This is a genomic window from Microcoleus sp. CAWBG58, assembly GCF_020883045.1.
Taxonomy (GTDB): Bacteria; Cyanobacteriota; Cyanobacteriia; order Cyanobacteriales; family Microcoleaceae; genus Microcoleus.
The window spans coordinates 21649-46836 of sequence record NZ_JAHRFA010000035.1 but is presented as its reverse complement, the minus strand read 5'-3'; the positions used below and the strand labels follow the sequence as shown (position 1 = coordinate 46836).

Sequence of the window (25188 nt, the reverse complement as noted above, 5' to 3'; positions counted from 1 at the left end):
TACTTCTTCTCTCACATACTATGCAAATTGTTTTGTCACCTGAAGTCGAAGCCCTCGTGCAGCGTCAACTGACGACTGGCAAATACAAAAGTGCGATCGAAGTTATACTCGCAGGTATTCAACTACTCGAACAACAAGAAGATATTTATCAAGGACGACTGCAAGAACTTCAACGAGATGCACTAATTGGTCAACAAGCATCCCAATGCGGTGAAGTCGTAGACGGTGCAACCGCAATGACACAAATCCGTGCTAATTTGCGATCGCGCTATACTTCATCAGAAGCATGACTCCAAAATTTCGCCTCACTCAACCGGCAATTCAAGATATCGAGCAAATTGCAGACTACATCGCTAGTCAATCGGGACTAGATAAAGCCGATTACTTTTTAAGCAAGCTCGACGAAAGATTTGCCAAAATTGCTCAGTTTCCCAACCTTGGACGACAACGAGACGAGATTTTACCTGGCCTACGCAGTCTCCCGATGATAACTATCTCATACTCTATATGCCGATCGGACAGGATGTAGAAATCTTTCGATTTATCAGTGGTTATCGAGATTTGTCAGCCCTGTTTATTGATGCTGATGATTGAATTAAATCCATCTTAAAATAATAGATGGTTTGGCAGTCGCAAAAATTACTGATTTTCATAACTTGCATAACAAAATTTTACCACAAACTAAAAAACTCACACCTCAAAAATGCTGCGACTCTCCCAAACTCAACTCAAAATCCTTGAAGAATGCCCCCGCAAATTCCAGCATAGCTACCTAGAACTCCTGGCAACTACTGCCTCCCCCGAACACAAAGAAAAACTCACGTGGGGCAGCCACTTTCACCTTTTGATGCAGCAGCGAGAACTAGGATTGTCGATAGAATCCATCACCCAACAAGACCCAGAATTAGGACGATGTGTGGCAGCTTTTATCAACGCCGCCCCCGAATTGTTTGCGAATTCAGAAAATAGCGACCAAATTTTTCGCCAAGCGGAACACCCCCGGATTCTAATTTTTCAAGACTACCTGTTCACCGTTATCTATGACTTGCTAATAGCCGAACCAAGCGCGGCCCAAATTCTTGACTGGAAAACCTATCCCCGCCCTCAAAAATCAAAATGGATAGCCGAAAGTTGGCAAACCAGACTATATTTATACGTTCTAGTAGAAACTAGCGACTATTCCCCGGAACAAGTTTCAATGACATACTGGTTCGTACAATTGCAAGGAGAAGAACCGCCACAAAAACTTACTTTTTCCTACAATCAAATAGAACACGATCGCACAAAACAAGATTTAACCGAATTATTGCAGCAGCTAACCTACTGGCGACAGCCCTATACTGAAGGTGGCGAATTCTTCCCTCAAGTACCAATTATTTCCAATCTTTGCGATTCCTGTCAATTTGCTACTCGCTGCAACCGCACCCAAGACTCTACAGCTTCCGCATCAAATCTTCCAGCAGAAACTCCCACTAATTGGTTGCCAAATCTTGCTATAATCGAGGAAATATCTATTTAACTAAAGCTCGGTCGGGGCGGGTTGAGAGATATTATGGGTGTGAATTAAAGTTTGTTGGCGAACCCGCCGCTACTATAATCGAGGAAATATCTATTTAACTAAAGCTCGGTCGGGGCGGGTTGAGAGATATTATGGATTTGAATTAAAGTTTGTTGGCGAACCCGCCCCTACTATAATTATGGTTAACTTACTCGACATGGCATAATATTATGTCAATCCTGAACGCATTGGAAGACGAAAAACCCAGTTTATACGAAGTTTTGCATTCAGTAACTACAAATCTAGGAAAAAACCCGGTTTCTGAGGTTTGGAATTATAAAATTTTTTCGATCGGTGGGGGCAGGTTTATAGATATTGTCGATTTGAATTAAAATTTTTTGGTGAACCCGCCCCGGCTTGAATTAATGAATTAACTAACCTATGACACAACTACTTCAAGAATGGCAAAATAAACCCTTAACTCAACCCCCAGACTGGTTGATTAAAACTGTCAGAAATTGCGCGCCCGAACTCCCAGGAAACTACGCCGCTGCACTTCTCTGGGATAGAGGAATTCAAAACCCGGAAGAAATACCAGGTTTCCTGAATCCTCAATTTTACCAACCAGCAAGTCCGTTTGAATTCGGATTAGAAATGAACTGGGCGATCGCAAGAATCCAGCAAGCCAGAAATAACAGCGAAAAAGTCGCTATTTGGGGAGATTTCGACGCCGACGGGATTACCTCCACTTCGGTACTTTGGGACGGATTGGGAGAGTTTTTTGTTCAAAATGACCAACTAACTTATTATATTCCCAACCGATTAACAGAATCTCACGGTCTTAATATTCCCGGAATAAACAAGTTACATGAGTCTGGAATTAGCTTAATTATTACCTGCGATACTGGTAGCACAAATATCGCGGAAATCGAATATGCTACCAGCTTAAACATTGATACAATTATCACCGATCACCATACATTACCGGACGATCGCCCGCCAGCGACGGCAATCATCAATCCCCGCTACTTTTCGCCCAACCACCAACTGTTTAACCTGTCCGGCGTTGCGGTAGCTTACAAATTAATCGAAGCATTGTACCACACATTGCCGGATATTCCGGAGCGACCGATCGCAGATTTATTGGAGTTAGTGGCGATCGGCTTAATTGCCGATTTAGTCCAACTTACAGGAGATTGTCGCTACCTAGCACAACTCGGCATCGAACAACTGCAAAAACAAATCACAAATCCCACCCGTCCGGGAGTTGCAAAATTACTCGAACTGTGCAAACGAGCGGGCGATCGCCCAACCGACATTTCCTTCGGCCTCGGCCCCCGAATCAACGCCGTCAGTCGCATTCAAGGCGACGCCAGCTTCTGCGTAGAACTCCTCACCAGCCGGGACAAAAAACGCTGCGAAGAACTAGCAAATCTAACCGAAATTGCCAACACCAGGCGCAAATCTTTGCAAAAAGATGTGGCAAAAGATGCAGCCGAAAAACTAGCAAAACTAGACCTCTCAACCACCAGCGTCATCGTCCTCAGCGACCCACAATGGCCCGTAGGAGTATTAGGATTAGTGGCGGGACAAATCGCCCAAGAATACGGCCGCCCGGTAATTTTATTCTGCACGGAAGGAAGTGAAGAAATCAAAGAAAGTATTCCAGAAACTAAATTTATAGATTCTTTTGAGTCGGATTCAGAAACACTTTATCAATCCCAAATCAAAAATCAAAAATCAAAGATTGCCCGCGGTTCTGCCCGTTCAGCCAATCAAATTGACCTTTACCAATTAGTCAAAGACCAAGCGCATTTATTGGATAGATTCGGCGGTCATCCCTTCGCAGCAGGCTTGAGTCTCCCAGTTGAAAATATCCCGCTATTTACAGATGCTATAAATCAGCAACTGCGACAGCAATACAGCGCAGATAGTTTGACAGCGGCACCAGTTCTAGCAGACTTGAAAATTACAGTTGCAGAATTAGGCAAACAGTTATTTCAAGAACTGAAATTGCTTGAACCCTGCGGCATGGGCAATCCCGCACCAAAATTGCTGATTGAAAATTGCTGGTTTAAGAATATCTACAATAGAAATATTAAAGATTCACAGGGAAAAGAAGTAAAGTATATCAAAACTTCTTTTGAAATTTGGGATGAATCTAGTCATGCAGGCTTTCCCGGCATTTGGTGGGGGCATTACCGAGATGAAGTTCCCGAAGGGCGGTGCGATGCGACTGTCGAACTCGATTTCAATACTTATACGTCGAACTATGAAGTGCGGTTGATCGCAGTGCGGGAACGCACGGATGACAAACAAGTTAGTTCCCAGACTAAAATTGATTGGATATTTGACTGGCGGAATAGAAATAATGATGAAGAGTTATTAGCAGTTAGCACAAACTTGGAATTTGAAATACCGATCGACAATCTAGCTGACAATTCACCAATGCTCGATCGCGAAAACTCGATTATCCTCAAAGAATGCCCCGCAAGCTGGGACGAATTGCGCGTCTGGTTTCGGCAAGCACAGCACACTCAGAAAAAACTCGCGATCGCCTATACTTTACCTCCATTGCTACCACCGCAGCAAATCTGCCAACAGCTAATTGGCATCGCCAAATACCTCAGCCGCACCAACAAACCCGTCACCCGACAGCAACTCCGCCAAAAACTCGGCATCAGTGACACGTCGCTGCAACTTGGATTCACAACGTTAAAACATCTCGGTTTCAAAGTCAATTATCGCGATCGGGCTTTTCACATCACCAGACAACCCGAAGCCAGAGAAATCGGAACTCAAACCTCCAAACCCTTATTCTCTAGCCCCTCAACTCAATTCTTAGTGCCAAATTCCCCCATCGCCGCCCGTTACGCAGCGCAATTCCTAGCCGCAGTCTCCGAAGAACAATTCCGGCGAAAATATTTCTGTGAAGTACCTCTTTCTACCATTGTGTCGATCGCCCGAGAGACCGTTTTCCAAGAAGATTATACAGACACTCTCTTTTAATTGAGACCTTGCACTTTTTTCCGTAATATCAAATCCGATTGCATCGTCCTGTATTCATCTCTATCTTCTCTCTCTGTGTCCTCTGTGTTCTCTGCGGTTAAATCATCTGACGATACAACCGGAAACGATATAACAGGCTTTCGGGCCCGTCCCACAGATCGAATCAGTTTTTTGTCAGGCAAACAGGCAAAATCTTAGATAGTAAATGCTTCCAAACTGTACCCAATTTAAATTCTATATCTCAATCATCTCAATCATCTCCCCCCCTCTCCCATTCTCCCCCTCTCCCATTCTCCCCCTCTCCCATTCTCCCCCTCTCCCCCTCTCCCTCGCAGGGCTGATTCCTGACATGGATGTCGCATCTGAGTTTTAAGAAATATCTTATACCAATTTTAAAAAAGAATGCAACAGTATTCTTCTTTCCCCCCCTTAGCAAGGGGGGGGCTAGGGGGGGTCGAAGACTGTTGCACAATTTTAGAGAATTGGTATTAGTTCTGAATCGATGCCGATAAAATAAGTGGTAGGGCAATGGGAGTTATCCGTTGCGAGTCACGCTCAAAACTCAAAACTCGTAAATCAATACGGAATGCGGGAAACTCAGAGACTTTAGTCCTGAGAGGGAAGCGACGCGAGGGACTTGAGTCCCCGTGTTCTTTATTTTTTCTTAAATATTTTGTGGAGCGAGGTTGAGATGTCTAGTATAATAGCCAAAAGTAGACAATTCAAGCAATATTCAGGAAAACAGAGGTGAATAAAATAAAAAAAATAATGGGAGTTCAGCCAGTATTGCTGTCTCCTAACAAAGAGCTTAAAGCTTTGTTAGAGTATCTCTGTCAACAATCTGGCAAACTGTATAATAGTGGCGTTTATTTGGCTCGTCAGATTTTTTTTAAGACCGGAAAACTGTTGACTGGAAAGTTTGACTTGTCTGTTGAATCGTCAGTTTCAAAATCAATGGTTGCTAAATCATTGCCATCAACACCAATGCAACAAACATTGATGTCTGTCACCGAAGCCTTCAAATCTTTTAAAGAATTAAGAGATTTGTACATCAAAGGTCAATTGCATTTTAAGCCCAAGCCACCGGGATACCTGAAAGGGTCTAAGCTGTTCAAAGTAGCTTATCCTAATTCTGGAGGGTTAAGACCGAAACTTGTTGGCAATCAGTTAAAATTTTCCTTGGGTTTGACGGTGAGAAGGTGGTTTGGAGTTTCTGAATTCTTTCTACCTATGCCATCAAATCTTGATTTTTCTGATGTTAAAGAGTTTACAATTCTCCCTAATAATGGTGCTTTTTATCTTGAGATGTCCTACGAGGTTGAAAAAAAAATACATAATCTGGACATTAATCAAGCGTTATCAATTGATTTGGGAACGGCTGATAATTTAGCAGCTTGTGTCGATACATTAGGAAACTCCTTCTTGATTGATGCTCGTGCTATGAAAGCGATGAATCAATTGTGGAACAAGAAAGTAGCAACGAGAACAGAAGGAAAGCCAGAAGGTTATTGGGATAATTGGCTAGACCGTGTAACCCGCAAACGCAATCACCAAATACGTGATGGTATCAATAAGGCTGCAAAGTTGATCGTCAACCATTGCCTGAAATCCGGAATTGGCACGCTGATAGTTGGGTGGAATGAAGGTTTCAAGTCTAACAGTAATCTCGGCAAAGTGAATAATCAAAAGTTTGTTCAAATGCCTTTAGGTAAACTGAAAAATAGGTTAAAAGAACTCTGTGATTTGCATGGCATTAGGTTTGCTGAAACCGAAGAAGCGTATACGTCGAAAGCTAGTTTTTTGGATGGAGACTCCCTGCCCCAATATGGTGAAAAACCATCTGGGTGGAAAGCATCTGGAAAACGAATTAAACGTGGCTTGTATCAGTCAGCTAATGGCAGGGTGGTGAATGCAGACTTAAATGGTGCTGCCAACATTCTGAGAAAAGTAGCCAGTAAGTTAGGTGTAGGCTTAAACCAACTGGGTAGACGGTGTTTGACGACTCCCAGCGAGAGTTAGACTTTGGATATTACCAAAGCCTATTCTGTCCGCAGAATCTCGGTGTCTTTAGACCTGAGAGTGTCAAAACTTACCACCCCAAACCCAAAACTTCTCCATCGCTTTCACTCGATCGCACATCTCCAATATAAAACCCCTATGCTCCTCTGTCCCCGCTGCCAATTTGAAAATCCCAATCTAAACAAGTTTTGTCAACAATGCGGAAATTCCCTAACTTACAAAGCTTGCCACCAATGTGGAACCCAAGTCGCTGTTAGCGCCGAATTATGTCAGAATTGTGGCGTCACAACAGGTCAAGTGTGGCGGGCGATTATCTGCGGTCGATCGAACTTTCCAGCAGGCGAGCTAGACGAGTCAACTATACTATCAGCCGAGCTTACACAAAAAACCGAGAATTTTCCAGAAACCCGATCGACCCAAAACTCTCCCCAATCGATCGCAGACACCATTAAAACAGAAATCACCGCCGATTCTCCACAACTTGATGCGGCCGAATCCAGCAGCCCAGAAATTAGTGGCGCTGAAATTGTCGTGGGGGCGATCGCCACCGAATCCTTTCAAACAGACCAAAAAAGCTCTAATACAACACCAGAACGCGAAATAACCCCATCGGACAACATTTTCACGACCGTACCACCGCCAGAACCAACCCAGGAAGCAACAGAGAACCCCGAGGGCGCATCTCCCCCATCCCCAACAATCTGGGCCCCCTATTCCGAATATTTAATCCCTTCCCAGCCAGCAGGAGCGTATCTAGACAGCCAGCAGCGCTACCAACTCCTAGAAACCTTGCCAGCAAGAAAACCCTCAGACACAGTATCAGCAACAGTATTGGACTGTCAGCCGCTGCAACTGTCACCCCTCAAAGCAATGCTAGCAGCCAACTCTGCCAGCGTCGCCAAACGCACATCCCCCTACACCGCAGCTATCGAAGCCGGAGAAAATGCGACCAATTCCGCCTTAGCAGAACTTTGCCAAGGCATAGCTGAACCTTATCTGGCACTGCGGTGGCACTTCTCTCACAACCTGCCAGTCATTCACGATAGCTGGTCAGACAACCAACAGGCCGTACTGCTGCTAGAAGACTGTTCGCAATGGCCGCTGCTGGTAGAACGCTGGAGTCAACCCGAAACTTCCACCCAGCAAATTGTGTACTGGCTGCACGAAATGACCGAACTTTGGGCGGCCCTCGAACCCTGGCGCTGCCGCCAAAGCTTGTTGGAACTGACAAATTTGCGGGTCAATCCCGACTCTTCCTTTTCCTTTGCCTCTTTGCGGTTGCAATACCTCTATCCCGAACCCGCCGGCTCAAACCTGCAACTGGTAGATTTGGGGCAATTGTGGCAGGCGATATTTAACCAGTCCGAGCGCACTCAGTTTGGCGCCTTGCTCGAACTGCTGCAACAAATGTACAAAGGCGAGATTAACACTATAGAAGAATTGCGATCGCGCCTGGAAACCGTTCCCCTCGAACTCCAACCCGCACCTTCACCAACCTTAACCCCCACCCGTTTCCAAACAGACATCCCCGATAACTCACCCCCCGAAGTTGTTGGTGAGGTCTTAACTCAGCCCATGCCCGTCCAGATTTACAGTTTAGAAAACGCAGGTCTCACCGATGTCGGCCGCACCCGCGAGCACAACGAAGACTTTTTCAGCATCTGGACTCAGCTTAACAAACTCGAAACATCCTTCGGTCGCATCTTTCAAACCAAAGGGCTTTACATTCTCTGCGACGGGATGGGCGGACACGACAGCGGAGAAGTAGCCAGTCAATTAGCCGCTGAAACCCTCAGAGAATTCTTCCAAACCAGTTGGGAAAATCAACTACCCGAGCCTGATACCATTCGGCAGGGAGTGCTGCTAGCCAACAAAGCCATCTTTGAAATCAATCAAAAGGACGGTCGCTCTGGCATCGGCCGCATGGGTACAACCCTAGTCGCAGTCTTAGTTCAAGACACCAAATTCGCCGTTGCTCACGTCGGCGACAGTCGTCTCTACCGACTCCGAAAGGGACAGACACTAGAAAAAATCACCTCAGATCACGAAGTAGGCCAGCGCGAAATTAAGCGCGGGGTTGACGCCGAAACTGCTTATTCCCGTCCCGACGCCTATCAACTAACTCAAGCCATTGGCCCGCGAGACGGCAATTTTCTCAAGCCAGACGTGCAGTTTTTAGACTTGTCCGAAGATACTTTATTGATTTTGGCTTCCGACGGTTTGACAGATAATGATTTGTTAGAAACTCACTGGCGTGAAACTCTCGCACCTCTTTTCAATCCCCAAGCTAATCTCGAGGAGGGAGTTGCCGACTTGATTGAACTGGGCAACACGCGCAACGGTCATGACAATATCACGGCAATTATCATTCGGGCACAGGTGGGCCCATTTCGATTTTAGACTTTCGATGCTCCAAACTTTTTCTTTGCCGCTCCCAAGCCGGCGGCTGCCAGAGTTAAACCTGCAATTGTTGCAGGTTCGGGAACAGCCTCAGAGTTTTCAGAGCAAGGCTTGACTTCCTCTGCTATTACATATCCGCTGTGGAGGTACATTCCGTTTGATAGGACACCACCATTTTGCTGCCAGCTCATACTGCCTTCTGGCCCCTGGCTATTCCCAAATATTGCCAGATTTGGAAGTCTTCGTATATTTCCAAATACCCAATTTCCCCATACTGTAGGTTCTGCGGAACCGAAAGGGAAAAAACTTGCCGTAACAACTTTTAATTGAGATCGTGGATCCAACGGTGCCCACAACAAAGGTGAAAGTATATTAGCTCTGTCAAAGCTAGCCTGGGACAAGTTCCACGACAGCCCGAATAAAGTTACAGCAAAGTCCTTTACGACAAACCATTTATCGCTAGCCTTAATTTCTAAAGCAGGTTGTCCCAACATTGTTGACGGAAAAATAGCTTCATAAGGAGTCGATTCATCATAGCTGAAAGAGCCTACAGCTACAGGAGTATCCACGCCTTGAAAAAAAGTTAATTTCACTGATGCAGCCTCTGCTGATTTGACTGCTGTCGCCCCCCATCCAAGAACGGTAGCAGCAGCAACAGCAACTTTTTGCCAACTTTTAATCATGTTATTTCGTCCTTAATTTTGATACAATTAAGTAGATATGCTTCGGCAACTAACTCGATCTATTTATCAGTAATAGTACGCGAAATATTTTATTAAAGTTAGATATCAATAGCATCTTTGTGCAATCTTTAATAAAAAATGTGCTTTAATAAAGGTTTGATAAAGCTAAGGGTTAAAATTCTTGTAATAATACCTACTTCGGGAAAGATGCAACAGATCGATCTCTAGTTATTACTTCCTGTTTCAATAGCCAGCTATGACAGTTGGCGCGGGCAAAAAAATTGCCTACCCAGAAGTGGGGCAACTCTTGCTAGTTATTAGCAGATTAATCACATCAATCTAAAATGCTGCTGACTCTTTTAGATCCAGAAAAAAATACCCCTCTGCAACAGTGGAGTTTCGAGAACGAGTCCATTGTCCGCATCGGCCGCTCTCCTGAAAATCATGTTGTGATTCCCAATGCTTTGGTGTCGCGGGATCACGTGGAATTGCAAAGAGTTAAAAGCGGTGCTAACCGCCAGTGGTATTTAGTCAATTCCGGGACAAATGGCACTTTTGTTAACGGTACTCTCATGTCTCAGGGTTGGATATCCGACGGTGCCCTGATCCAATTGGCGCGGGGCGGCCCAATTCTGCATTTCCAAGTTCTGACTATTCAAGTCGGGGGCAAAATTGAGGCGATCCCTACTTTCAATCCTGGCACGCCGCAGTGTACCCACGCTGGAAATCCGCCGGGTAATTTATTCTGCATCCACTGTGGGGAACCGATTAAAGTCGATCGCACAATCCGCCACTACCAAGTGCTGCGAACTTTGGGCCAAGGCGGTATGGGAACAACAACTTTAGCCTGGGATCGACAGAAAGCCAAAGCTCAACAACCGGGAAGTTCTCCCGCAGCTTCTCTGGTAGTTCTCAAGGAAATGAATGCTGACATGGCTCAAATAGTCAAAGCTCAAGAACTGTTTGAACGTGAAGCTAAAACTCTCAAAGCGCTGCACCATCCAGGCATTCCTCAGTTTTTTGACTTTTTTGTCGAAGGTGGCAAAAAATATTTGGTGATGGAAATGCTTCACGGCGAGGATTTAGAAAAACGCATTTACAATCGCGGGCCAGTTGTTCCCCAACAGGCGATCGAGTGGATGATCCAAACCTGTGAAATTTTGGACTACATTCACTCTCAAAAACCCCCGATCGTCCACCGCGATATTAAACCTGCCAATTTGCTAGTGCGCCACCGCGACAATGGCATTACAGTGCTGGATTTTGGCGCCGTTAAAGAAATCGGCACTCCTCCGGGCACTCGCATCGGCGTTGAAGGCTACACCGCACCAGAACAAGACCGGGGACAGCCTCTCCCTCAGTCAGATTTATATGCTATTGGGCCGACTTTGATTTTTTTGCTGACAGCCCAAAGCCCTCAAAAGTTTTACGGAAAAATTGCTAGAGGTTACGGATTTAAGCTCGAGAATATTCCAACGATCGCCCCGAAGTTGCGGGAGGTCATTCTACGAACCACCGCAGCTAAACCTGGGGATCGCTTTCAAACTGCTCAACAATTAGCTAGGGCTCTAGCCACTTGTCTGTGAACGAACCTGACGGTCAACGGAGTACCGTTAGACCGCAGGCTTCTTTTTCCTTTTCTGCAAAGGCTTTTTTGAGTGACGGAGTTCCCCCGCCACTTTGATGATTCAGACCAATTTTTCTAATAAGTTTAGCTGAGTTTTCATCTCGATCCAAAGACTCACCGCATTGACAAGAATGCCACCGCTGAGACAATTCTTTCGGTACTTTGTTGAGGCAGTTCCAACAATATTGAGAAGTTCCCTTTGGATCGACGAACAAAACATTTTTACCCAATTTCCAAGCGACATACTTGAGAACACTAGCAAATTGACCGTGAGCAGCATCAAGCATTGATTTATTCAAGCCACTTTTAGCTGACTGACCGTTCGGCAAGTAAACTAAATTGCCATCCTCGATATCAGTCTTAGATTTGGCACGTCTAGTTAGATTCTTGAGACTCAAGTCTTCAACCACCAAAACATCGCATTTGCCAAACAGCTCATGTGCAACTTTGAATTGAAAGTCAAGTCTCGCCCTAGCTACAAATTGATGCAGCCTATAAATCCTGTCCTTGATAATTTTCCAGGGTTTAGAACCTTTAACTCTCGACGCTAGTTTTGCTTGAAGCCTTGCTAATTTCTGAGCCGACTTCCTCAAGAATCTAGGATTCTCAACTCTTTCAACCTTAGAAAAATAGACGTAATTGGTTATCCCCAAGTCGATACCAAGAGTGTTTTTATCAGTCGGTTGAATTTCTGCAACCGCTACGGGAACTGTCTTATCTTCTAGCGTCAGGCAATATACCACCCGTCTGCTTCCCTGATAACTGTCCCCGTCTTAACTTTAAATCCTGCTGGTATTGAACGATGGAAAACCATCGGTATTTGACCTATCTTCGCTAGGTTAACACAAATTCTATTTTGCTCATCCTTGATAATATCTAAATTATCTAATTGAGGATAAGTAAAAGATTTGTAGTAATGGAATCCCTTGAATTTAGGTTTGCCTCTGCGATTGCCATTTTTGTCAGGCGTGGTGAAGTTTGAAAAGGAAGTTTCCACTCGGTTAACCACATCCTGTAAAACCTGGGAATTCAAGGCTTTGTAATCAGAAAACAGTTTTTTAGTGTTTTTCAGATCCGCTAACTGAATGGTTTGCCACTGCACCTAACCACTCTCAATGTTTGAAAAAACATCACCTTTCCTGGTCAAAGAATTGCCTGAGGAATCCTTCTTTCTACCATCTCTAGTTTGCACTCTAGTCAAAGGAATATTTTGATAAATCTCCTCGACAGAAACTATGGATGCAGTTAAGGGGCAGGCGTTAACAGGTGTTCTCGTCGCTTCCCACCATCTAAATCTTTCACTCAATCGGTAGTTGTACTGACGGCGACAGAGTTCTAGGTGAGTAGTGATTGTTCCTAATTGGGCTTTTGTGGGTTTGAGGCGGTATTTGTACGTGAGTTGCATTGGAAATTTTCTTTTTTCGACCTGCCCACAGTATATTTGGTGTATGCCCGAAATTCAACACCGATATCAAAAGAAATATGAAAAACGACTTTGTGTTCTTCAGACAAGCTGTCAACTATCAACTGTCAGAAGGAAGAGATAAGAGGGAAAAAGTTAGCGACGGAAAATTTATTGATGAAATTTAGCCGATCGCTTTTTTATTTTAATTTCTCCCCCAACCAAAGTCGTCGGTTTCCTCTGTTATTCCTCGTCCCAACCTTCTACAGCTATCAACTCGCTCACGGGGTCTTGCATGGAAAAATCAAACTCTAGGAGCTGCTGTTTCCAGTAAGGCCATTCATCTCCATAAAGTAGAGCTATTTTCCAAATGCTGTCTGTTGGCTGGATAATGCCAGACGTGACGAGAGAATGCACCTGACGTTGGAACTTAACCATCGGCTGTATAACCTGCTGGCTCATAATACCTCTTGAATTGTTTAAATCTTGTGTAATTACCACTTCCCAGCGCACACTTATTACCGCAGTTTCGCCAAGAACAGTCTCGCCAAGATACGTGTAGATTTTTGTCGGGAAGCTACATATTCAACTTGTATCTTAACACAGTTCATTTTGACAAGGGGCTATAAGCAGGACTGAAGAGTCAAGACCGACTGCAAAGAATTAATCATCTTTGGAATGTCCCGCTATATGCTGTCGATCGGCAGTAGGAGGTTTGCCTCCTTGATTATTTCTACATAATAGCAGATGCAATGGCTGCTGAAGGCTGGTTTTTGACAAGGCTGAGGTTCCGAGAAACTGCAATTACTGCTTGAGCGCTGCTACAGCTTAATTTTGGCTTTCGGGCGAGTAAACTAAACCCCACGCACTTGTTTCAGCTTCAACGCTGGCTTTGCTGTGAGAGGGGAGTCCGATCCGACATCTACTAATTATAACTCTACTTACGGCAAAGGTGGTCAAAAATTGTTGGATACTGTTGATCGGCATCCCCGCGACTGTCGATCGAACATTGTAGACCGCCCGACACAGGCGTGCAAGTAAGTTCCGAACCCATCATCGTAAATCCCAAATCTCAAATCTAAAATTGTATGACTTGGAAAAGGCGACACATTCTCACTCTGGCTGATTTTACCTCCGACGAATACGACACGGTGCTGCAAACTGCCGCCAGTTTTCGGGAAGTGCTAGGCCGCCGCACCAAGAAAGTGCCGGCCCTGCAGGGTCAAGTGGTCGCGAATTTGTTTTTTGAACCTTCTACTCGGACTCGCAACAGTTTTGAGTTGGCGGCGAAGCGGCTGTCGGCGGATACGCTGAATTTTACACCGGGAAGTTCTTCTCTGACGAAGGGGGAGACTATTCTGGATACGGCTAAGACTTATCTGGCGATGGGAACGGATTTGATGGTGATCCGGCACGAACAGGCTGGAGTTCCCAGTACAATTGCTTCAGAAATGGATCGCTTGGGTTCGAGAGTCAGCGTTCTCAATGCTGGAGACGGCCAGCACGAACACCCGTCGCAAGGTTTGCTAGACTTATTTACTATTTGTTCTTTGTTAGATGCCGAACGTCCGCGACTAGAACTTTTAGCGGGCAAAAAAATTGCTGTGGTGGGGGATATCTTGCATTCCCGGGTAGCGAGGTCTAATATTTGGAGTTTAACGGCTTCGGGGGCTGAGGTTCATTTAGCCGGGCCGCCGACTTTGTTGCCGCTGTTGTTTGCTGAGTGTGGCAATGGTAGGGAAGGTAAGTTATTTTTGCACTGGCAGCTTGAACCTGCTTTGGCCGATGCTGATTTTGTGATGACTTTGCGGCTGCAAAAGGAACGGATGAGCCAGCATTTGCTGCCGAGTTTACGAGAGTATCATGCTTTGTATGGAGTTACGCGCGATCGGCTGAAACTTTGCAAGCCGGATGTGAAGGTGTTGCACCCGGGCCCAGTTAACCGCGGCGTGGAAATTAGCTCGGATTTGATGGACGATCCGCAATTTAGCCTGATTTCTCAGCAAGTTACCAGTGGCGTAGCGGTGCGGATGGCTTTACTGTATTTGATCGGTGGCGGTAAAGTTTAGGTTCTCAGTTGTTAACGATATAACTTCGGATCTTTGATTATTTGTCACCATCAAAGGCCTCTTGAAAAATAATCGTTACCAAGACCAGCTTGGTAACGATTCAAACTCTTTCTAGAAATGTAAATTGCTCTAGTTAAGAATTAGTCAAGCCACGCAGTAGAAACCCAGCCGCCACCTTTGAGCTGTGCCCAGCCGTGTCTGTAACGACCGGTCAATTTCACATTGTCTCCATCGTATAACTTGCCGATGACATGAGAACAGCGAGTGGCTCGGTGGCGGATATTCAGTCTGCCACCATTGGTGGCAACTTCGGCGTAGCTGTGATGACGGTGACCGCCCCCGCAGCGCTTGTAGTGGCAACCTGCCTGCGCTTCGCCACTCACACTCAGAATAGACAGGGCTACTGCCAGACCTGCAACGCCTACCACGGCAGATTTAGGAATTTTCAATTCCAGTTGGAGCTCGGACTCTGGAGATTCATAAGCAACAAAAGAGTGGCTCAATGCTAGTGCTTCCATAGTTTCCTCGTGATTGTGATTAACGTTTTTTCGTGCAAACTCACTTTATACTCCCCATGCCTAAAGGCGAAGGGATTCTTGATAAATCCGAATCTGGATTTTCACTCGTGGCTATCAAATCGCCCCTACCCACTCAGTTTAGATTTCTCCAAACATTGCGTATAGTTTTTTGACGCTTTCAGACCATCGCTAGCCAAAAGATATTGTACGCTCTACAACCTGCCATTATTTGCTCTTTAACTATTCCGAATCTTCTTGCGTCGGATATGTCAGTTGCCGGGATTTCTCCGTACTAGGATGTTTCAAGACGTAGATGGTTTCTTCTACTTGCTTTGGTGACTTTAACACAACTATTTCGATTAGTGTGTAAAGAAATATTCAAGAGGGTTGAAACCGCAACGGACTTTTTCCGGTGTCGGTAGCCCAAGGCTTGCGTCTGGTTCTTTGGTCAGAACAGGCGCAAGAGGGAGGTTGTTACCGTCTTGCTTTTGCCGAGTATAGGCCAATTTGGCTCAACTCTGCACAGGTATATCATGTCATTTAAGTAGCTTGGTGGAGCAAAAAATAAATAAAGTTTACATTTTCTGCTGAAAATTTGGACTGCGCCGATCGCAATCGGGGTTAAATTAAACTTAACTGTATCATTCAAAAGGGAATAGAGTCATCGCTTTGAGTTGAAGATGGCTGGCAGTGAGTTGGGCATGATACTGCTTATTTTTGCGTGCTTACTGATTGAGTTGCTACAGCCCGATCGACTGTTCGATCGCACAAGTCTCCTACTCATCTTCGGGCACCGTGTCAATTTGGTTCGGGCGAGTTATATTGACCCGATCGCACTGTTACAGCCGTTCGGGGCCATAGACATCTTGCTAAAGATTGACTTTTATGTATCCATGACAAAGATGCAAGATCGATCGCTCGCGACTTGATTTGTGTCAAGATCGATCGAGTTCTCCAGCACCATTTCTTTCGCAATGAACTATAGCGCTGCGCTTTCGATCGGCACAATTCCTCAACGGAATAGTAAAGACAGTTTTGCCATTACCTTAGCTCCTTTGTCTGTAGAGGAAATCTACACTTTGGCAGATGACCCAGCGAACGGAGCCGTGGTAATGATGAGCGGTACAGTCCGCAACCAAACTGACGGTCAAGCTGTAGTTTCGTTAGAATATCAAGCCTACGAACCGATGGCCGTGCGAGTATTCCAGCAAATCGCTACTGAAATGCGCCGCCAGTGGGTCGATGTCAATCGGGTGGTCATTCACCACCGCGTCGGACACTTGCAGGTGGGGGAAATCAGTGTGCTGGTGGCTGTGGGCTGTCCCCACCGGGGGGAAGCCTTTGCAGCTTGCCAGTACGCCATAGATACGCTCAAACACAATGTACCGATTTGGAAAAAGGAACATTGGGCAGATGGTTCTAGCAGTTGGGTTAGTATTGGATCGTGCGAAGTTACCGGTCATTAGTCAGAAGTCGATCGCAGTTTCCGAGTCCAGGAACCAATCGCGATCGGGCAGCGTCAAACACAGTGGAATGTTCGATGAGCCAATTCCACACATGAGCGAATTTATTTCCGTGTCCTGGTCTGCGGTTGTGGCGACCGTTCAAAGAGTGCAATTGCCATCCGAAAAACTCTCTAATTATGACTTAGTGTTGCGGTGTCAGGAAGGAAATCGACCTGAGAGCACTGCCTTTTCAGAACTTTTGAAGCGGTATCAGTCCCACGTAGACAGGGTTCTGTATCACCTGGCCCCTGACTGGCAAGACCGAGCAGACTTGGCTCAGGAAGTCTGGATTCGAGTTTATCGCAATATTAACCGCTTGCAAGAGCCAGTTAAATTTCGGGGCTGGCTGAGTCGCATCGCCACTAATTTGTTTTACGATGAGTTACGCAAGCGCAAGCGGGTGCGAACTCCGCTGTCGTTAGACGTACCCCGTTCTCTGGAAGATGGGGAGATTGATTGGGAACTTCCGGCCGACAGTCCGGGGCCGGATGAAGATTTGACAACCAGAGAATTTTACGATCAGTTGCGAGTGGCGATCGCAGATTTGCCGGAAGTATTCCGCACGACAATTGTGTTGAGAGAAATTGAAGGTTTAGCCTATGAAGAAATAGCGGAAATGACTGGAGTTTCTCTCGGAACGGTCAAGTCAAGAATTGCTAGAGCTCGCCAAAGGTTGCAGTTACAATTGCAAAAATATCTCGACGGTCATTAGCAAGGGTGATTTCCGAGGCGGGTTAAGAAGATTTGGTGAAGTTTGCTGTGACATCAAAGCTTCTATTTTACAATATAAATAAGCAGTAAATCATTCTAATAGCGAAGAGATGCTTCCGCTAATTTTACAAGTGGTGTGAAATATGAATTCTAAATTTGAATCGGATAAAAATCAGAATCATCAAGGTATTGGGGATTCGCTCGCCCAAAGTCAAGGTAACAACAGTTATCCCCAAGGAAATGTAACTACTATGATGCGGGATAGCTTTGAATTGTTGAGTGCCTACATCGATGGCGAAGTGACGGCGGCAGAACGCCGGGAAGTTGAGGAATTGCTGACAAACGACCCCACGACGAAGCGTTTGTACTCGCGACTAATGATGATGCAACAGGCTTTTGGGTCAATGCCCGTACCTGCTGCGGAACAATCTGCACAGGATTTGGCTGCAAAGATTGTGCAGCGCGAGAAACGCCAGACGAAACGGATTTGGGTTTTGGGTGGAGGTGCGATCGCAGCTTTGTTGGTTGCAGCAGTGGCTGGTGTCGCTGGCAGCCGTCAATTGTTTGCTCCCCAGTTTGCTACATCCCCCGTTCCTGCTGAATCTGACGGTTTGATTGTAGCTTTAAACGAGCCTGTAGTAGAGATTGTTAATCCCAACGATTTGATGCTTGGGGTGAATGCACCGGTGATGGATATTCCGAAAGCTGTAGTAAGCCCTCACAAGTCATCGCCCAAGGCGCAGTAAAATTTCTGTTTTGATCGATAACGGAATATTTTTTAAGAAGGCCGGGCGGTTGAAACGGCTTCTATACAAATAAAGCCCACTCCAAGGGGGTTGAATACCTGGCGGTTTGAAACCGCGTCTATACAAACAAAACCCACTCCAAGCGGGTTGAATACCCGGCGGTTTCTTCATTCCGCAGAGGCGGAATTCGTTTGTGCAGTCGCGGTTTCAACCGCCGTCTTATTTTTTGGAATTGGGCTTCATTGAATAGATTGCGATCGGGTTTTAGAGTAATGTGCACGATCTTTAGTTCTACAGTCCTGGACGCACGGGTGGTCAAAAACCGGGTTTTTTACGAAAAGACGCCTTATAGGCTATAGATTACGCAAAAAAACCGGTTTCTTTGGTCTTAATGCGATCGCCAACTGTTCTAAAAACTTTTGGCTATTATATCATTTCTACTGGGTCTCCAGTCTAAAGGTGAACGGGAGGGCGATCGATCGCAATTAAACTCGATCGCCAACGCCCCTAAGTAGGCAGCCAGAGGCCATCGGCATAGGGCCTGACTTCTGTCCAAGGGCGATCGCGCTCTAACTCTTGACTCGCTTCTACCAGCCATCAGAGTTCTTCTATAGTGCATCGCCTCTCACTTCTAGCTTGCTTAATTCTTTCTCGTCCCTCCTCAGAGGCTTTGAGGGTCGTCATTGTATAATTTACTTATTTATTTGTCAATGTCAGTTTTCGATCGGTTTAGCGATCGCCAACTGAGTTTGTCAAGACGCGAGCAACCAAGAGACAATGATAAGGACTACAACGGGAGCATCCCTATTTCGTAAAAACCGTTCGTTTTTTGTGCTTGAGTGCGATCGTCCCCCACAGCTAAGCCTGTATATGCCAAATTGGCTCTATATTTCCAGGGATCCAGATGTTCGCACTCCAGTCTAAGAAAGCCACTCCTTTTTTAACTAAAAAATTACCCATTAAATAATGACAAAGGATAGCAATCTAATGAGAGATAACATGGATGAAATTCCGTCAGGTGGGATAGGCATAAAAGTCCTTGGGAAAATAGCCGATGAGCTAACATATACCCGCACTTATGACAGTCGAAACTGTTTGTTCCTGATGAAACATTATCAACCCCAAGACAGCCCTCAAGCTAGTGGTGTTAAGCGACCGATCGATGTTTTAAATAAATGGTTTCCAAAACAACGAGATACCGAATCCGAAGCCTGTTCAAACCAGCCACTTCAAAAAATTAGCCTTACAAGCAATTCTGATATCAAGGCGGTTGATAAAGTTTTATCTTGGGTCGATCAATTAGAGCATCTACCGATTCCAGAACCAGTTTTTCACCAATGGAGACTTGCCACAATCGAAGGATTTACAAATGCTGTTCGCCATGCTCACAAAGACCTGCCATTAGCAACTCCAATCGAGTTAGAAATAACAGTATTTCCAGAACGCCTAGAAATCAAAATTTGGGATTGTGGGAAGCCCTTTGACTTGGAAGCAAAATTGCAAGGAGAATTGGCAGAAACAAGTCCGTTTACCTGGAACGAGCTGGGATTTACTCTTCGCTAACATGACTGTACGCACGGGTGGCAACAAACCGGGCTTTTTACGAAAAAATGCCTTGTAACCTGCATATTAAGGAAAAAACCCGGTTTCTTTGGTCTATGCCTAAGTTTTAAATTTACCCTAAATAAAGTTTTTTGTCTTGACTGCTAATGCACATGGGGAGACTGCTTCAGCAGTATTGTTGAATCAGAAATATGAGGTACATTCGGCCGCAGATGGCGAGACTCATTTAGCATTATTTGAGGAATTCAACCCGATGATAGTAATTCTCGATTGGAATTTGCCGGATACTACACGCTATCATCTGTGCCAGGAAATGCAGCGCCGTATTAATGTTTTTGTGGTCATGGTTAGCAGCCGTACAGACCAAGCCGATCGACTTAAAGTTCTGTCCGCAGGTGCTGATGATTATATCTGCAAACCATTTGGTCTGGCGGAGTTGGCAATTCGGATCGAAGTTGTGTTGAGACGCATGAGGTGTGTGACTCCATCACGGATTGTATTCGATCGATTTGCGATCGATCCAGCGCGTCGGGAAGTAACACTGAACGACACAGTTATCAGGTTAACAGCGATGGAATTTAAGATATTGCATTTTTTGGCAAGTCATCCGGGTGAATCTTGGAGCCGCCAACAAATAATCGAAAAAATCTGGGGTTGGAAATCGATGTACGCATCAGAAGAGAGAGTGGTGGACGTGCATATAGCGGTTTTCACAAAGATTCGCGGACGTTGTTGGGAAGAGAGCCCTCTTGATTTCAGCGGTTATGTAAGCTGTCAGCCATACCTCATCTTTTTGAGAAAGGCTATATCAGCCAGATTCGCAAGAAAATGGCTAAAGTCGATCGGGCTGTGGCGCAGTTGATTCAAACTGTTGATACAAAGTAAATGATTTTCTAGAAACTTCTTGAATAATTAGGTAAAAGCTGGTAGTGTAGACTGAGAAGAAAAATGCTTTAGCGACTAAAACAGCTAAGACCATGGTCACTTTGAGTCATTATCATTTCCAGCAAATGTTGAACCATCAAGCTGCTGTTAAATATGGCAGTTTTGTAGTAGGCATAACGGAAGAATAAACATCAAAAACCAGTTCAAAGTGTGGACAGAAATTCAAATGGCGCTTTCAATATCTTGTTGAAAGCTTTGAGAGATACCTCCTTGACAGGAGAGCTTGCAGCTTTTTCTGTATTGCCATACAGGGTAGTATCAGGCTTAGTCCTGGATTTGTCGGGTTAAATGTATTATAAAACTTCATTCAGTTTGTAAGCAGGGATAAGCGATTGTGGTATCCAGTAATCAGGATGTTAAAAATAAAACTATCAAACTACGCTAAAACAATAATAAGTTACACAACCGCATGGGGAGGCGTCCAAGCCCTCTGGCATTGCCACATCCGGCATGACAGACAGAAAGTCGTTTGATTATAGTTGACTACTCCCCACAATCGCCGAGCCCAAAGAAGGAGGTTCAGAATGCAGCTAACAGAACGTCACATCATCAAATCTACCGAACACCGTTTTGCTCAGATTGACGAACTAGCTTTCAAATCGAAGAATCTTTACAATGCTGCCAATTATGCGATCCGTCAAAGCTTTGTGTATGGATGGGGCTACATCAATTACAACGAAATGAATCGTTTGATGAAATCTCACGAAGCTTACAAGGCAATGCCCGCCAAAGTAAGCCAGCAAATCTTGATGTTGTTAGATAAAAACTGGAAATCATTTTTTGAAGCTCTCAAAGCTTACAAAAAAGATGCCTCTAAATTTACGGGTCGTCCCAAACTACCTAAGTACAAAGATAAAGTAAAAGGTCGAAACATCCTGGTTTATACAAAGCAAGCGATTAGTAGCAGGCAGTTAAAGAGTGGAATTATTAAACTATCGGGTACTGAGATTTCAATCAAAACCCAAATAAATCCCGAACAAATCTGTCAAGTTAGATTGGTTCCCAAATGCGATGCTTATGTAATTGAGGTAATTTACCATGAACCGGAGCCCACCGCGAACAATAACAACTTCGTAGCTAGTATTGATTTGGGACTGGACAATTTAGCGGCGCTAACTTCAAATCAACCGGGATTTATGCCTTTGTTGATTAACGGGCGACCATTAAAGTCAATTAACCAGTTCTACAACAAACGTAAGGCCCAATTGCAGTCTCAATTAAAAGGAAATCGCTCCTACTCATCACGGATTCAACGCTTGACCCGGTGTCGCCACCAAAAAGTAGATAATTACTTGCATCACACCAGCCGATTAATCGTCGATATTTTGACGGCGCATCAAATTGGGACGCTAGTAATTGGCAAAAATGCACAGTGGAAAACCGGAATTGAATTGTCCAAACGAACTAATCAAAACTTTGTCAGTATTCCTCACGCTAGACTAATTGAGATGTTGGAATACAAAACTAGATTGGTGGGAATTAAAGTGATAGTTCAAGAAGAATCTTACACCTCTAAGTCGAGCTTTTTGAACCTAGATCCAATTCCTGTTTACGGACATATTGATGCGTCGAATGTCATATTTAGTGGCAGGCGAATCAAAAGAGGATTATACAGAACATCAGTTGGTAAATTAATTAACTCCGATGTTAATGGTTCTTACAACATCCTCAGAAAAGCAATCCCAAATGCTTTTAGCGATGGGATAGGGAGCTGCGTAGTTCAGCCGAGGCGGGTTAATCCGCTCAAAGTAAAAGCGAAGGGGGAGGGACTCGAAGCCTCTCATGTCTATAAATGACTATACTTTTACCAGCTATCTGTTCGAGATTACGGTTACAGATTCGATCGCAATACGCTTGGGATCTGAATACCGGGCGGTTGAAACCGCGTCAATACAAACACTCACGCGACGGGAGCGGGTTGAAGAATAAGGTAAGACGCGGTTGAAACCTCCGTCTTATCTTATTTAGTGAAAAACCGATTTTCCCACGTCCCATCGGGCAGCCAGATGCCTCCTAGAGCGCGAACGCGATCGGGTAACATGAAGTATGTCCAAGCTGTGCCTAAGGGTTTGAGGTGTCGATCGCAAATTTCGATTTCTTCCCGCTGATATTCGTTTTGGGTCGGTTCCCGCAGCGGATGATAGTCTTCCAGTCTGTCTAAATCGTCCAAAATAGCGGAATTCGCGAAACAGAGGAGAAAACCGCAGACGATTCCCTCTCCGGCCACCATTGCAGGATAGCCGATCGACAGTGCAAAAAGTTGGCCGCGGGCGATCGCGGGCAAAGCATCCACAACCTTTCCCTCGCAGTAGCGCAGATAGTTGCACTCCCCCGGTTTGAGAGTGCCGTAGACAAAGACTTTCATCGGGTAGGGCCTAATCGCTAGTTTTTGCTATATTAGATGCCTAAGCTAATAGTTTAAGTCTCGCGGGCGATCGCGACCGCAATCTTGATAAATTTCGTTGTTTACCCTTTCTTATAATTCATGACTCTAGCAGTTAGTTTTATTGCTTTTGGACTTCGGCCCTTGTACCTGAGCTCTTTTTTGCCCGACTTACCCCTAGACGGCTTGTTTTCCACTCAAGGGATCATGGTGATGCTGCTAGCCGCCTATGCGGGGGCGATGTGGATGTTTCTCACCAGTGCTCCCAAGGTACACACGGTGATGGTATCGGATCTCGCACAGGCGAGGGAGTTCTATGAAGGTATGCTAAGCCTCCCTGTAGCAGAAGTGCCGCTGCATTACTACTACAATTACGAGCAAACCTTGGGGACAACGGGTATCGACCCCCTGTATTTGTCGCCCAATGTCGGGAGGGGAACGAGCTCTCAAACGATGGGGAGTCCCGAGGGTTTGTGGTATCAGTTGATGAAAAATACGCAACTGCATATTATTAGCGGGGCTGGCGCAGGCGAAAAAAATCGCGAACGTCATGTTTGTTTCGATCGCGATTGTTTGGATCAGCTATTAATGAGAGTACAAACTCGCGGGATTAGTTATAAAATTCGCCGGGAAAAGCCGCTTAATTTTTTGGTTAAGGATTATGATGGCCGAGTTATAGAAATGGCTGAGGTTAGTAATTAGATCGGAGTTTGTCGGTTTTGCGGACTGAAGTCCGAACGATCGAACCAGGTTTGTAGTGAGGACTTCAGTCCGCATCAAATTCTGAGGACTGAAGTCCTCACTACGAACCTGGTTTGTCAATTAATCTTAGCTTAAACGCTGGATTTTTCCGCTGTCGCCGCTGCTTTAATCTCTGCAACTGTCTTGCGGCTGAAGAGTTGGAAATATGAAGAAACAAAGAATTCTTTGACTGGGAAAACGACCAAAGTTAAAGGATTGATTGTGACGATGATATTGCGGACATCGGCTTTAGCTTGTTTGACAATTTGCTGCGCTACCCAGTCAGGAGACATAATGCCGATCGGATTTAAGTTGCTTTTGAACGGCCCTAAAATCAGTTTGCGGACGATACATGGCGCATCCAGCCGTCGCAGAGTGACTAAATCTCCGAGAGCTCGCTTGCTGAGTTCGTACAGGGGACTGACAGCGGGAAGCACTTCTGCTTCGGAAGTGTTGATCCAGACTTCTTTGCAAGCTATATTTTCATTAGTGCGAACTGTTAAGAAAAACAGTTCCATCAGCCGCCACGCCGAAAAAGTGTTAATTTCGTAGGAATTTGCGATCGCCTCTCCGGTTCTTTCTTTGTGTACGTTAATCCCGTGATTGATGACGAGAATATCGATTTTTTCTAACAATTTAGCTAAATCAGCCTCTTCGCCAGCGTGCCAAGTTACGGTTTTTACAGGCAAAATCTCGCCGTCTGCATTCACACTAATTTCCTCATTTCCAGAGGAGAGGGCGATAACTTTTGCACCAGCTTTGTGCAGGTGTTTCAGAAGCAAACGCCCCAAGGTTCCCGATGCGCCCGTGACGGCGACAGTTTTGCCTTTGAGAGAAAGTGCTGTACCCATAAGTTTATCTATTAAGGTGAAAGTACCGCAATAGTAAGCATTTTGATTGTCGAAATGATGCTTCCAGTGGTAAGGTTTATTCACAAACCATTTACCCGGGATAGTTTGGAAGTTTCCCGGTTGGTGGGTGATGTCGGTTAACTCGTCTGCGCCTTTGATACCGATCGCGCGGGCGATCGCACTCAACAAAAAGCTTAAAGTATAAATACAACCCGCTGCTGCGCCCCAGTGATATTCCGGCATCCAGAAATAAGCCGCCACCCACAGCAACAAGCCCAAAACCATCATCGCCGCAGCTTCGGGCACATCGTGACGCCAGTGCGCTTGCTTGTAAATTGTCTCGCTAACGGGCGTCAAATTCGGGCGGAAAACGCGGTGATGCCAATTGTGCAGCTTTTGCAGTGCCGGCACATAATGAGACGCGACGTGATAAAAATCTCGGATGATTTCTGCCCAACAGACAGAAGCTATTGCTAAAGCGCCGACTATCCAGTAATTTACCATGCTCGCAGAATTTA

The 25188-nt window shown here is 45.3% G+C and carries 26 protein-coding genes; 17 read left to right on the top strand and 9 right to left on the bottom strand.

Annotation, left to right across the window (positions count from 1 at the left end):
- Positions 1 to 20: 20 nt before the first annotated feature.
- The 7 genes from QZ918_RS17180 to QZ918_RS17150 all read left to right on the top strand — a co-directional run bounded on the left by QZ918_RS17180 (position 21) and on the right by QZ918_RS17150 (position 8926).
- Complete coding sequence (locus QZ918_RS17180) at positions 21 to 290, top strand: ribbon-helix-helix domain-containing protein (RefSeq protein ID WP_293337033.1); 270 nt, start codon at positions 21 to 23, stop codon at positions 288 to 290.
- Positions 287 to 529 (top strand): type II toxin-antitoxin system RelE/ParE family toxin, encoded by a 243-nt coding sequence (locus tag QZ918_RS17175; protein ID WP_293337031.1) that lies wholly within the window; start codon positions 287 to 289, stop codon positions 527 to 529. Before QZ918_RS17180 ends, QZ918_RS17175 begins: the two co-directional genes overlap by 4 nt.
- A 174-nt stretch (positions 530 to 703) precedes the next feature.
- Positions 704 to 1519, top strand: coding sequence for a PD-(D/E)XK nuclease family protein (locus tag QZ918_RS17170; protein ID WP_293337029.1), 816 nt, complete (start codon positions 704 to 706; stop codon positions 1517 to 1519).
- A 209-nt stretch (positions 1520 to 1728) separates the two neighbouring features.
- Positions 1729 to 1890, top strand: coding sequence for a hypothetical protein (locus QZ918_RS17165; RefSeq protein WP_293337026.1), 162 nt, complete (start codon positions 1729 to 1731; stop codon positions 1888 to 1890).
- A 49-nt stretch (positions 1891 to 1939) separates the two neighbouring features.
- Positions 1940 to 4507: a single-stranded-DNA-specific exonuclease RecJ gene (locus QZ918_RS17160; protein WP_293337024.1), complete on the top strand. Its 2568-nt coding sequence runs from the start codon at positions 1940 to 1942 to the stop codon at positions 4505 to 4507.
- 747 nt (positions 4508 to 5254) lie between these two features.
- Positions 5255 to 6526: an RNA-guided endonuclease InsQ/TnpB family protein gene (locus tag QZ918_RS17155; RefSeq protein ID WP_293337022.1), complete on the top strand. Its 1272-nt coding sequence runs from the start codon at positions 5255 to 5257 to the stop codon at positions 6524 to 6526.
- 138 nt (positions 6527 to 6664) lie between these two features.
- Complete coding sequence (locus tag QZ918_RS17150) at positions 6665 to 8926, top strand: serine/threonine phosphatase (RefSeq protein ID WP_293337020.1); 2262 nt, start codon at positions 6665 to 6667, stop codon at positions 8924 to 8926.
- On the opposite strand, the gene QZ918_RS17145 is transcribed toward QZ918_RS17150, so the two are convergent.
- Complete coding sequence (locus QZ918_RS17145) at positions 8923 to 9609, bottom strand: PEP-CTERM sorting domain-containing protein (RefSeq protein WP_293337018.1); 687 nt, start codon at positions 9607 to 9609, stop codon at positions 8923 to 8925. The genes QZ918_RS17150 and QZ918_RS17145 overlap by 4 nt on opposite strands.
- 344 nt (positions 9610 to 9953) lie before the next feature.
- Between QZ918_RS17145 and QZ918_RS17140 the strand changes: the two genes are divergently transcribed.
- On the top strand, positions 9954 to 11195 hold the full coding sequence (locus QZ918_RS17140; RefSeq protein ID WP_293337016.1) for a protein kinase domain-containing protein: 1242 nt from the start codon (positions 9954 to 9956) through the stop codon (positions 11193 to 11195).
- Between the two features lie 13 nt (positions 11196 to 11208).
- Here QZ918_RS17140 and QZ918_RS17135 read toward each other — a convergent pair whose 3' ends face one another.
- The 4 genes from QZ918_RS17135 to QZ918_RS17120 form a co-directional block, all read right to left on the bottom strand.
- On the bottom strand, positions 11209 to 11979 hold the full coding sequence (locus QZ918_RS17135) for an RNA-guided endonuclease InsQ/TnpB family protein (RefSeq protein ID WP_293337014.1): 771 nt from the start codon (positions 11977 to 11979) through the stop codon (positions 11209 to 11211).
- Complete coding sequence (locus QZ918_RS17130) at positions 11964 to 12338, bottom strand: hypothetical protein (protein ID WP_293337012.1); 375 nt, start codon at positions 12336 to 12338, stop codon at positions 11964 to 11966. Before QZ918_RS17130 ends, QZ918_RS17135 begins: the two co-directional genes overlap by 16 nt.
- Entirely contained in the window at positions 12339 to 12641 is a 303-nt protein-coding gene (locus QZ918_RS17125; protein ID WP_293337010.1) for a helix-turn-helix domain-containing protein, read from the bottom strand.
- Between the two features lie 240 nt (positions 12642 to 12881).
- The gene (locus tag QZ918_RS17120) at positions 12882 to 13100 is read right to left on the bottom strand and encodes a DUF4327 family protein (protein WP_293158117.1); all 219 of its coding nucleotides are present in this window, start codon (positions 13098 to 13100) and stop codon (positions 12882 to 12884) included.
- 626 nt (positions 13101 to 13726) lie between these two features.
- On the opposite strand from QZ918_RS17120, the gene QZ918_RS17115 reads away from it, so the two are divergent.
- On the top strand, positions 13727 to 14707 hold the full coding sequence (locus QZ918_RS17115) for an aspartate carbamoyltransferase catalytic subunit (protein WP_293337008.1): 981 nt from the start codon (positions 13727 to 13729) through the stop codon (positions 14705 to 14707).
- Between the two features lie 140 nt (positions 14708 to 14847).
- Here the strand turns inward: QZ918_RS17115 and QZ918_RS17110 are convergent, their stop codons facing one another.
- Positions 14848 to 15225 (bottom strand): SH3 domain-containing protein, encoded by a 378-nt coding sequence (locus tag QZ918_RS17110; RefSeq protein WP_293337006.1) that lies wholly within the window; start codon positions 15223 to 15225, stop codon positions 14848 to 14850.
- Positions 15226 to 15926: 701 nt separating this feature from the next.
- Here QZ918_RS17110 and QZ918_RS17105 point away from each other — a divergent pair.
- The 4 genes from QZ918_RS17105 (at position 15927) to QZ918_RS17090 (ending at position 18187) form a co-directional block, all read left to right on the top strand.
- Positions 15927 to 16154 carry a hypothetical protein gene (locus QZ918_RS17105; RefSeq protein WP_293158108.1) on the top strand — a complete coding sequence of 76 codons (228 nt, stop codon included), beginning with the start codon at positions 15927 to 15929 and terminating at the stop codon, positions 16152 to 16154.
- Between the two features lie 45 nt (positions 16155 to 16199).
- The gene (locus QZ918_RS17100; protein WP_293337004.1) at positions 16200 to 16691 is read left to right on the top strand and encodes a molybdenum cofactor biosynthesis protein MoaE; all 492 of its coding nucleotides are present in this window, start codon (positions 16200 to 16202) and stop codon (positions 16689 to 16691) included.
- A gap of 91 nt (positions 16692 to 16782) precedes the next feature.
- Positions 16783 to 17442, top strand: a complete 660-nt coding sequence (locus QZ918_RS17095) for a sigma-70 family RNA polymerase sigma factor (RefSeq protein WP_293337057.1) — start codon at positions 16783 to 16785, stop codon at positions 17440 to 17442.
- A gap of 142 nt (positions 17443 to 17584) precedes the next feature.
- Positions 17585 to 18187 (top strand): anti-sigma factor family protein, encoded by a 603-nt coding sequence (locus QZ918_RS17090; RefSeq protein WP_293337002.1) that lies wholly within the window; start codon positions 17585 to 17587, stop codon positions 18185 to 18187.
- Between the two features lie 118 nt (positions 18188 to 18305).
- Here the strand turns inward: QZ918_RS17090 and QZ918_RS17085 are convergent, their stop codons facing one another.
- Positions 18306 to 18467, bottom strand: coding sequence for a hypothetical protein (locus QZ918_RS17085; protein ID WP_293337000.1), 162 nt, complete (start codon positions 18465 to 18467; stop codon positions 18306 to 18308).
- 707 nt (positions 18468 to 19174) lie between these two features.
- On the opposite strand from QZ918_RS17085, the gene QZ918_RS17080 reads away from it, so the two are divergent.
- From QZ918_RS17080 to QZ918_RS17070, 3 genes are all read left to right on the top strand, one after another.
- Positions 19175 to 19750, top strand: a complete 576-nt coding sequence (locus QZ918_RS17080) for an ATP-binding protein (RefSeq protein WP_293336998.1) — start codon at positions 19175 to 19177, stop codon at positions 19748 to 19750.
- A 136-nt stretch (positions 19751 to 19886) separates the two neighbouring features.
- On the top strand, positions 19887 to 20612 hold the full coding sequence (locus tag QZ918_RS17075; protein ID WP_293336996.1) for a response regulator transcription factor: 726 nt from the start codon (positions 19887 to 19889) through the stop codon (positions 20610 to 20612).
- 607 nt (positions 20613 to 21219) lie between these two features.
- Positions 21220 to 22491: an RNA-guided endonuclease InsQ/TnpB family protein gene (locus QZ918_RS17070; protein ID WP_293336994.1), complete on the top strand. Its 1272-nt coding sequence runs from the start codon at positions 21220 to 21222 to the stop codon at positions 22489 to 22491.
- A 164-nt stretch (positions 22492 to 22655) separates the two neighbouring features.
- On the opposite strand, the gene QZ918_RS17065 is transcribed toward QZ918_RS17070, so the two are convergent.
- Positions 22656 to 23060, bottom strand: coding sequence for a gamma-glutamylcyclotransferase family protein (locus QZ918_RS17065; RefSeq protein ID WP_293336992.1), 405 nt, complete (start codon positions 23058 to 23060; stop codon positions 22656 to 22658).
- Positions 23061 to 23180: 120 nt separating this feature from the next.
- On the opposite strand from QZ918_RS17065, the gene QZ918_RS17060 reads away from it, so the two are divergent.
- Positions 23181 to 23780 (top strand): VOC family protein, encoded by a 600-nt coding sequence (locus tag QZ918_RS17060; protein ID WP_293144617.1) that lies wholly within the window; start codon positions 23181 to 23183, stop codon positions 23778 to 23780.
- Positions 23781 to 23911: 131 nt separating this feature from the next.
- On the opposite strand, the gene QZ918_RS17055 is transcribed toward QZ918_RS17060, so the two are convergent.
- Positions 23912 to 25174: a bifunctional sterol desaturase/short chain dehydrogenase gene (locus QZ918_RS17055; RefSeq protein WP_293336990.1), complete on the bottom strand. Its 1263-nt coding sequence runs from the start codon at positions 25172 to 25174 to the stop codon at positions 23912 to 23914.
- Positions 25175 to 25188: the final 14 nt, after the last annotated feature.

Bases quoted from the DNA above. Each gene is read 5' to 3' on its own strand.
- QZ918_RS17180 (WP_293337033.1), top strand. From the start codon at position 21: ATGCAAATTGTTTTGTCACCTGAAGTCGAAGCCCTCGTGCAGCGTCAA.
- QZ918_RS17175 (WP_293337031.1), top strand. From the start codon at position 287: ATGACTCCAAAATTTCGCCTCACTCAACCGGCAATTCAAGATATCGAG.
- QZ918_RS17170 (WP_293337029.1), top strand. From the start codon at position 704: ATGCTGCGACTCTCCCAAACTCAACTCAAAATCCTTGAAGAATGCCCC.
- QZ918_RS17165 (WP_293337026.1), top strand. From the start codon at position 1,729: ATGTCAATCCTGAACGCATTGGAAGACGAAAAACCCAGTTTATACGAA.
- QZ918_RS17160 (WP_293337024.1), top strand. From the start codon at position 1,940: ATGACACAACTACTTCAAGAATGGCAAAATAAACCCTTAACTCAACCC.
- QZ918_RS17150 (WP_293337020.1), top strand. From the start codon at position 6,665: ATGCTCCTCTGTCCCCGCTGCCAATTTGAAAATCCCAATCTAAACAAG.
- QZ918_RS17145 (WP_293337018.1), bottom strand. From the start codon at position 9,609: ATGATTAAAAGTTGGCAAAAAGTTGCTGTTGCTGCTGCTACCGTTCTT.
- QZ918_RS17140 (WP_293337016.1), top strand. From the start codon at position 9,954: ATGCTGCTGACTCTTTTAGATCCAGAAAAAAATACCCCTCTGCAACAG.
- QZ918_RS17125 (WP_293337010.1), bottom strand. From the start codon at position 12,641: ATGCAACTCACGTACAAATACCGCCTCAAACCCACAAAAGCCCAATTA.
- QZ918_RS17120 (WP_293158117.1), bottom strand. From the start codon at position 13,100: ATGAGCCAGCAGGTTATACAGCCGATGGTTAAGTTCCAACGTCAGGTG.
- QZ918_RS17115 (WP_293337008.1), top strand. From the start codon at position 13,727: ATGACTTGGAAAAGGCGACACATTCTCACTCTGGCTGATTTTACCTCC.
- QZ918_RS17110 (WP_293337006.1), bottom strand. From the start codon at position 15,225: ATGGAAGCACTAGCATTGAGCCACTCTTTTGTTGCTTATGAATCTCCA.
- QZ918_RS17105 (WP_293158108.1), top strand. From the start codon at position 15,927: ATGATACTGCTTATTTTTGCGTGCTTACTGATTGAGTTGCTACAGCCC.
- QZ918_RS17100 (WP_293337004.1), top strand. From the start codon at position 16,200: ATGAACTATAGCGCTGCGCTTTCGATCGGCACAATTCCTCAACGGAAT.
- QZ918_RS17095 (WP_293337057.1), top strand. From the start codon at position 16,783: ATGAGCGAATTTATTTCCGTGTCCTGGTCTGCGGTTGTGGCGACCGTT.
- QZ918_RS17090 (WP_293337002.1), top strand. From the start codon at position 17,585: ATGAATTCTAAATTTGAATCGGATAAAAATCAGAATCATCAAGGTATT.
- QZ918_RS17080 (WP_293336998.1), top strand. From the start codon at position 19,175: ATGAGAGATAACATGGATGAAATTCCGTCAGGTGGGATAGGCATAAAA.
- QZ918_RS17070 (WP_293336994.1), top strand. From the start codon at position 21,220: ATGCAGCTAACAGAACGTCACATCATCAAATCTACCGAACACCGTTTT.
- QZ918_RS17065 (WP_293336992.1), bottom strand. From the start codon at position 23,060: ATGAAAGTCTTTGTCTACGGCACTCTCAAACCGGGGGAGTGCAACTAT.
- QZ918_RS17060 (WP_293144617.1), top strand. From the start codon at position 23,181: ATGACTCTAGCAGTTAGTTTTATTGCTTTTGGACTTCGGCCCTTGTAC.
- QZ918_RS17055 (WP_293336990.1), bottom strand. From the start codon at position 25,174: ATGGTAAATTACTGGATAGTCGGCGCTTTAGCAATAGCTTCTGTCTGT.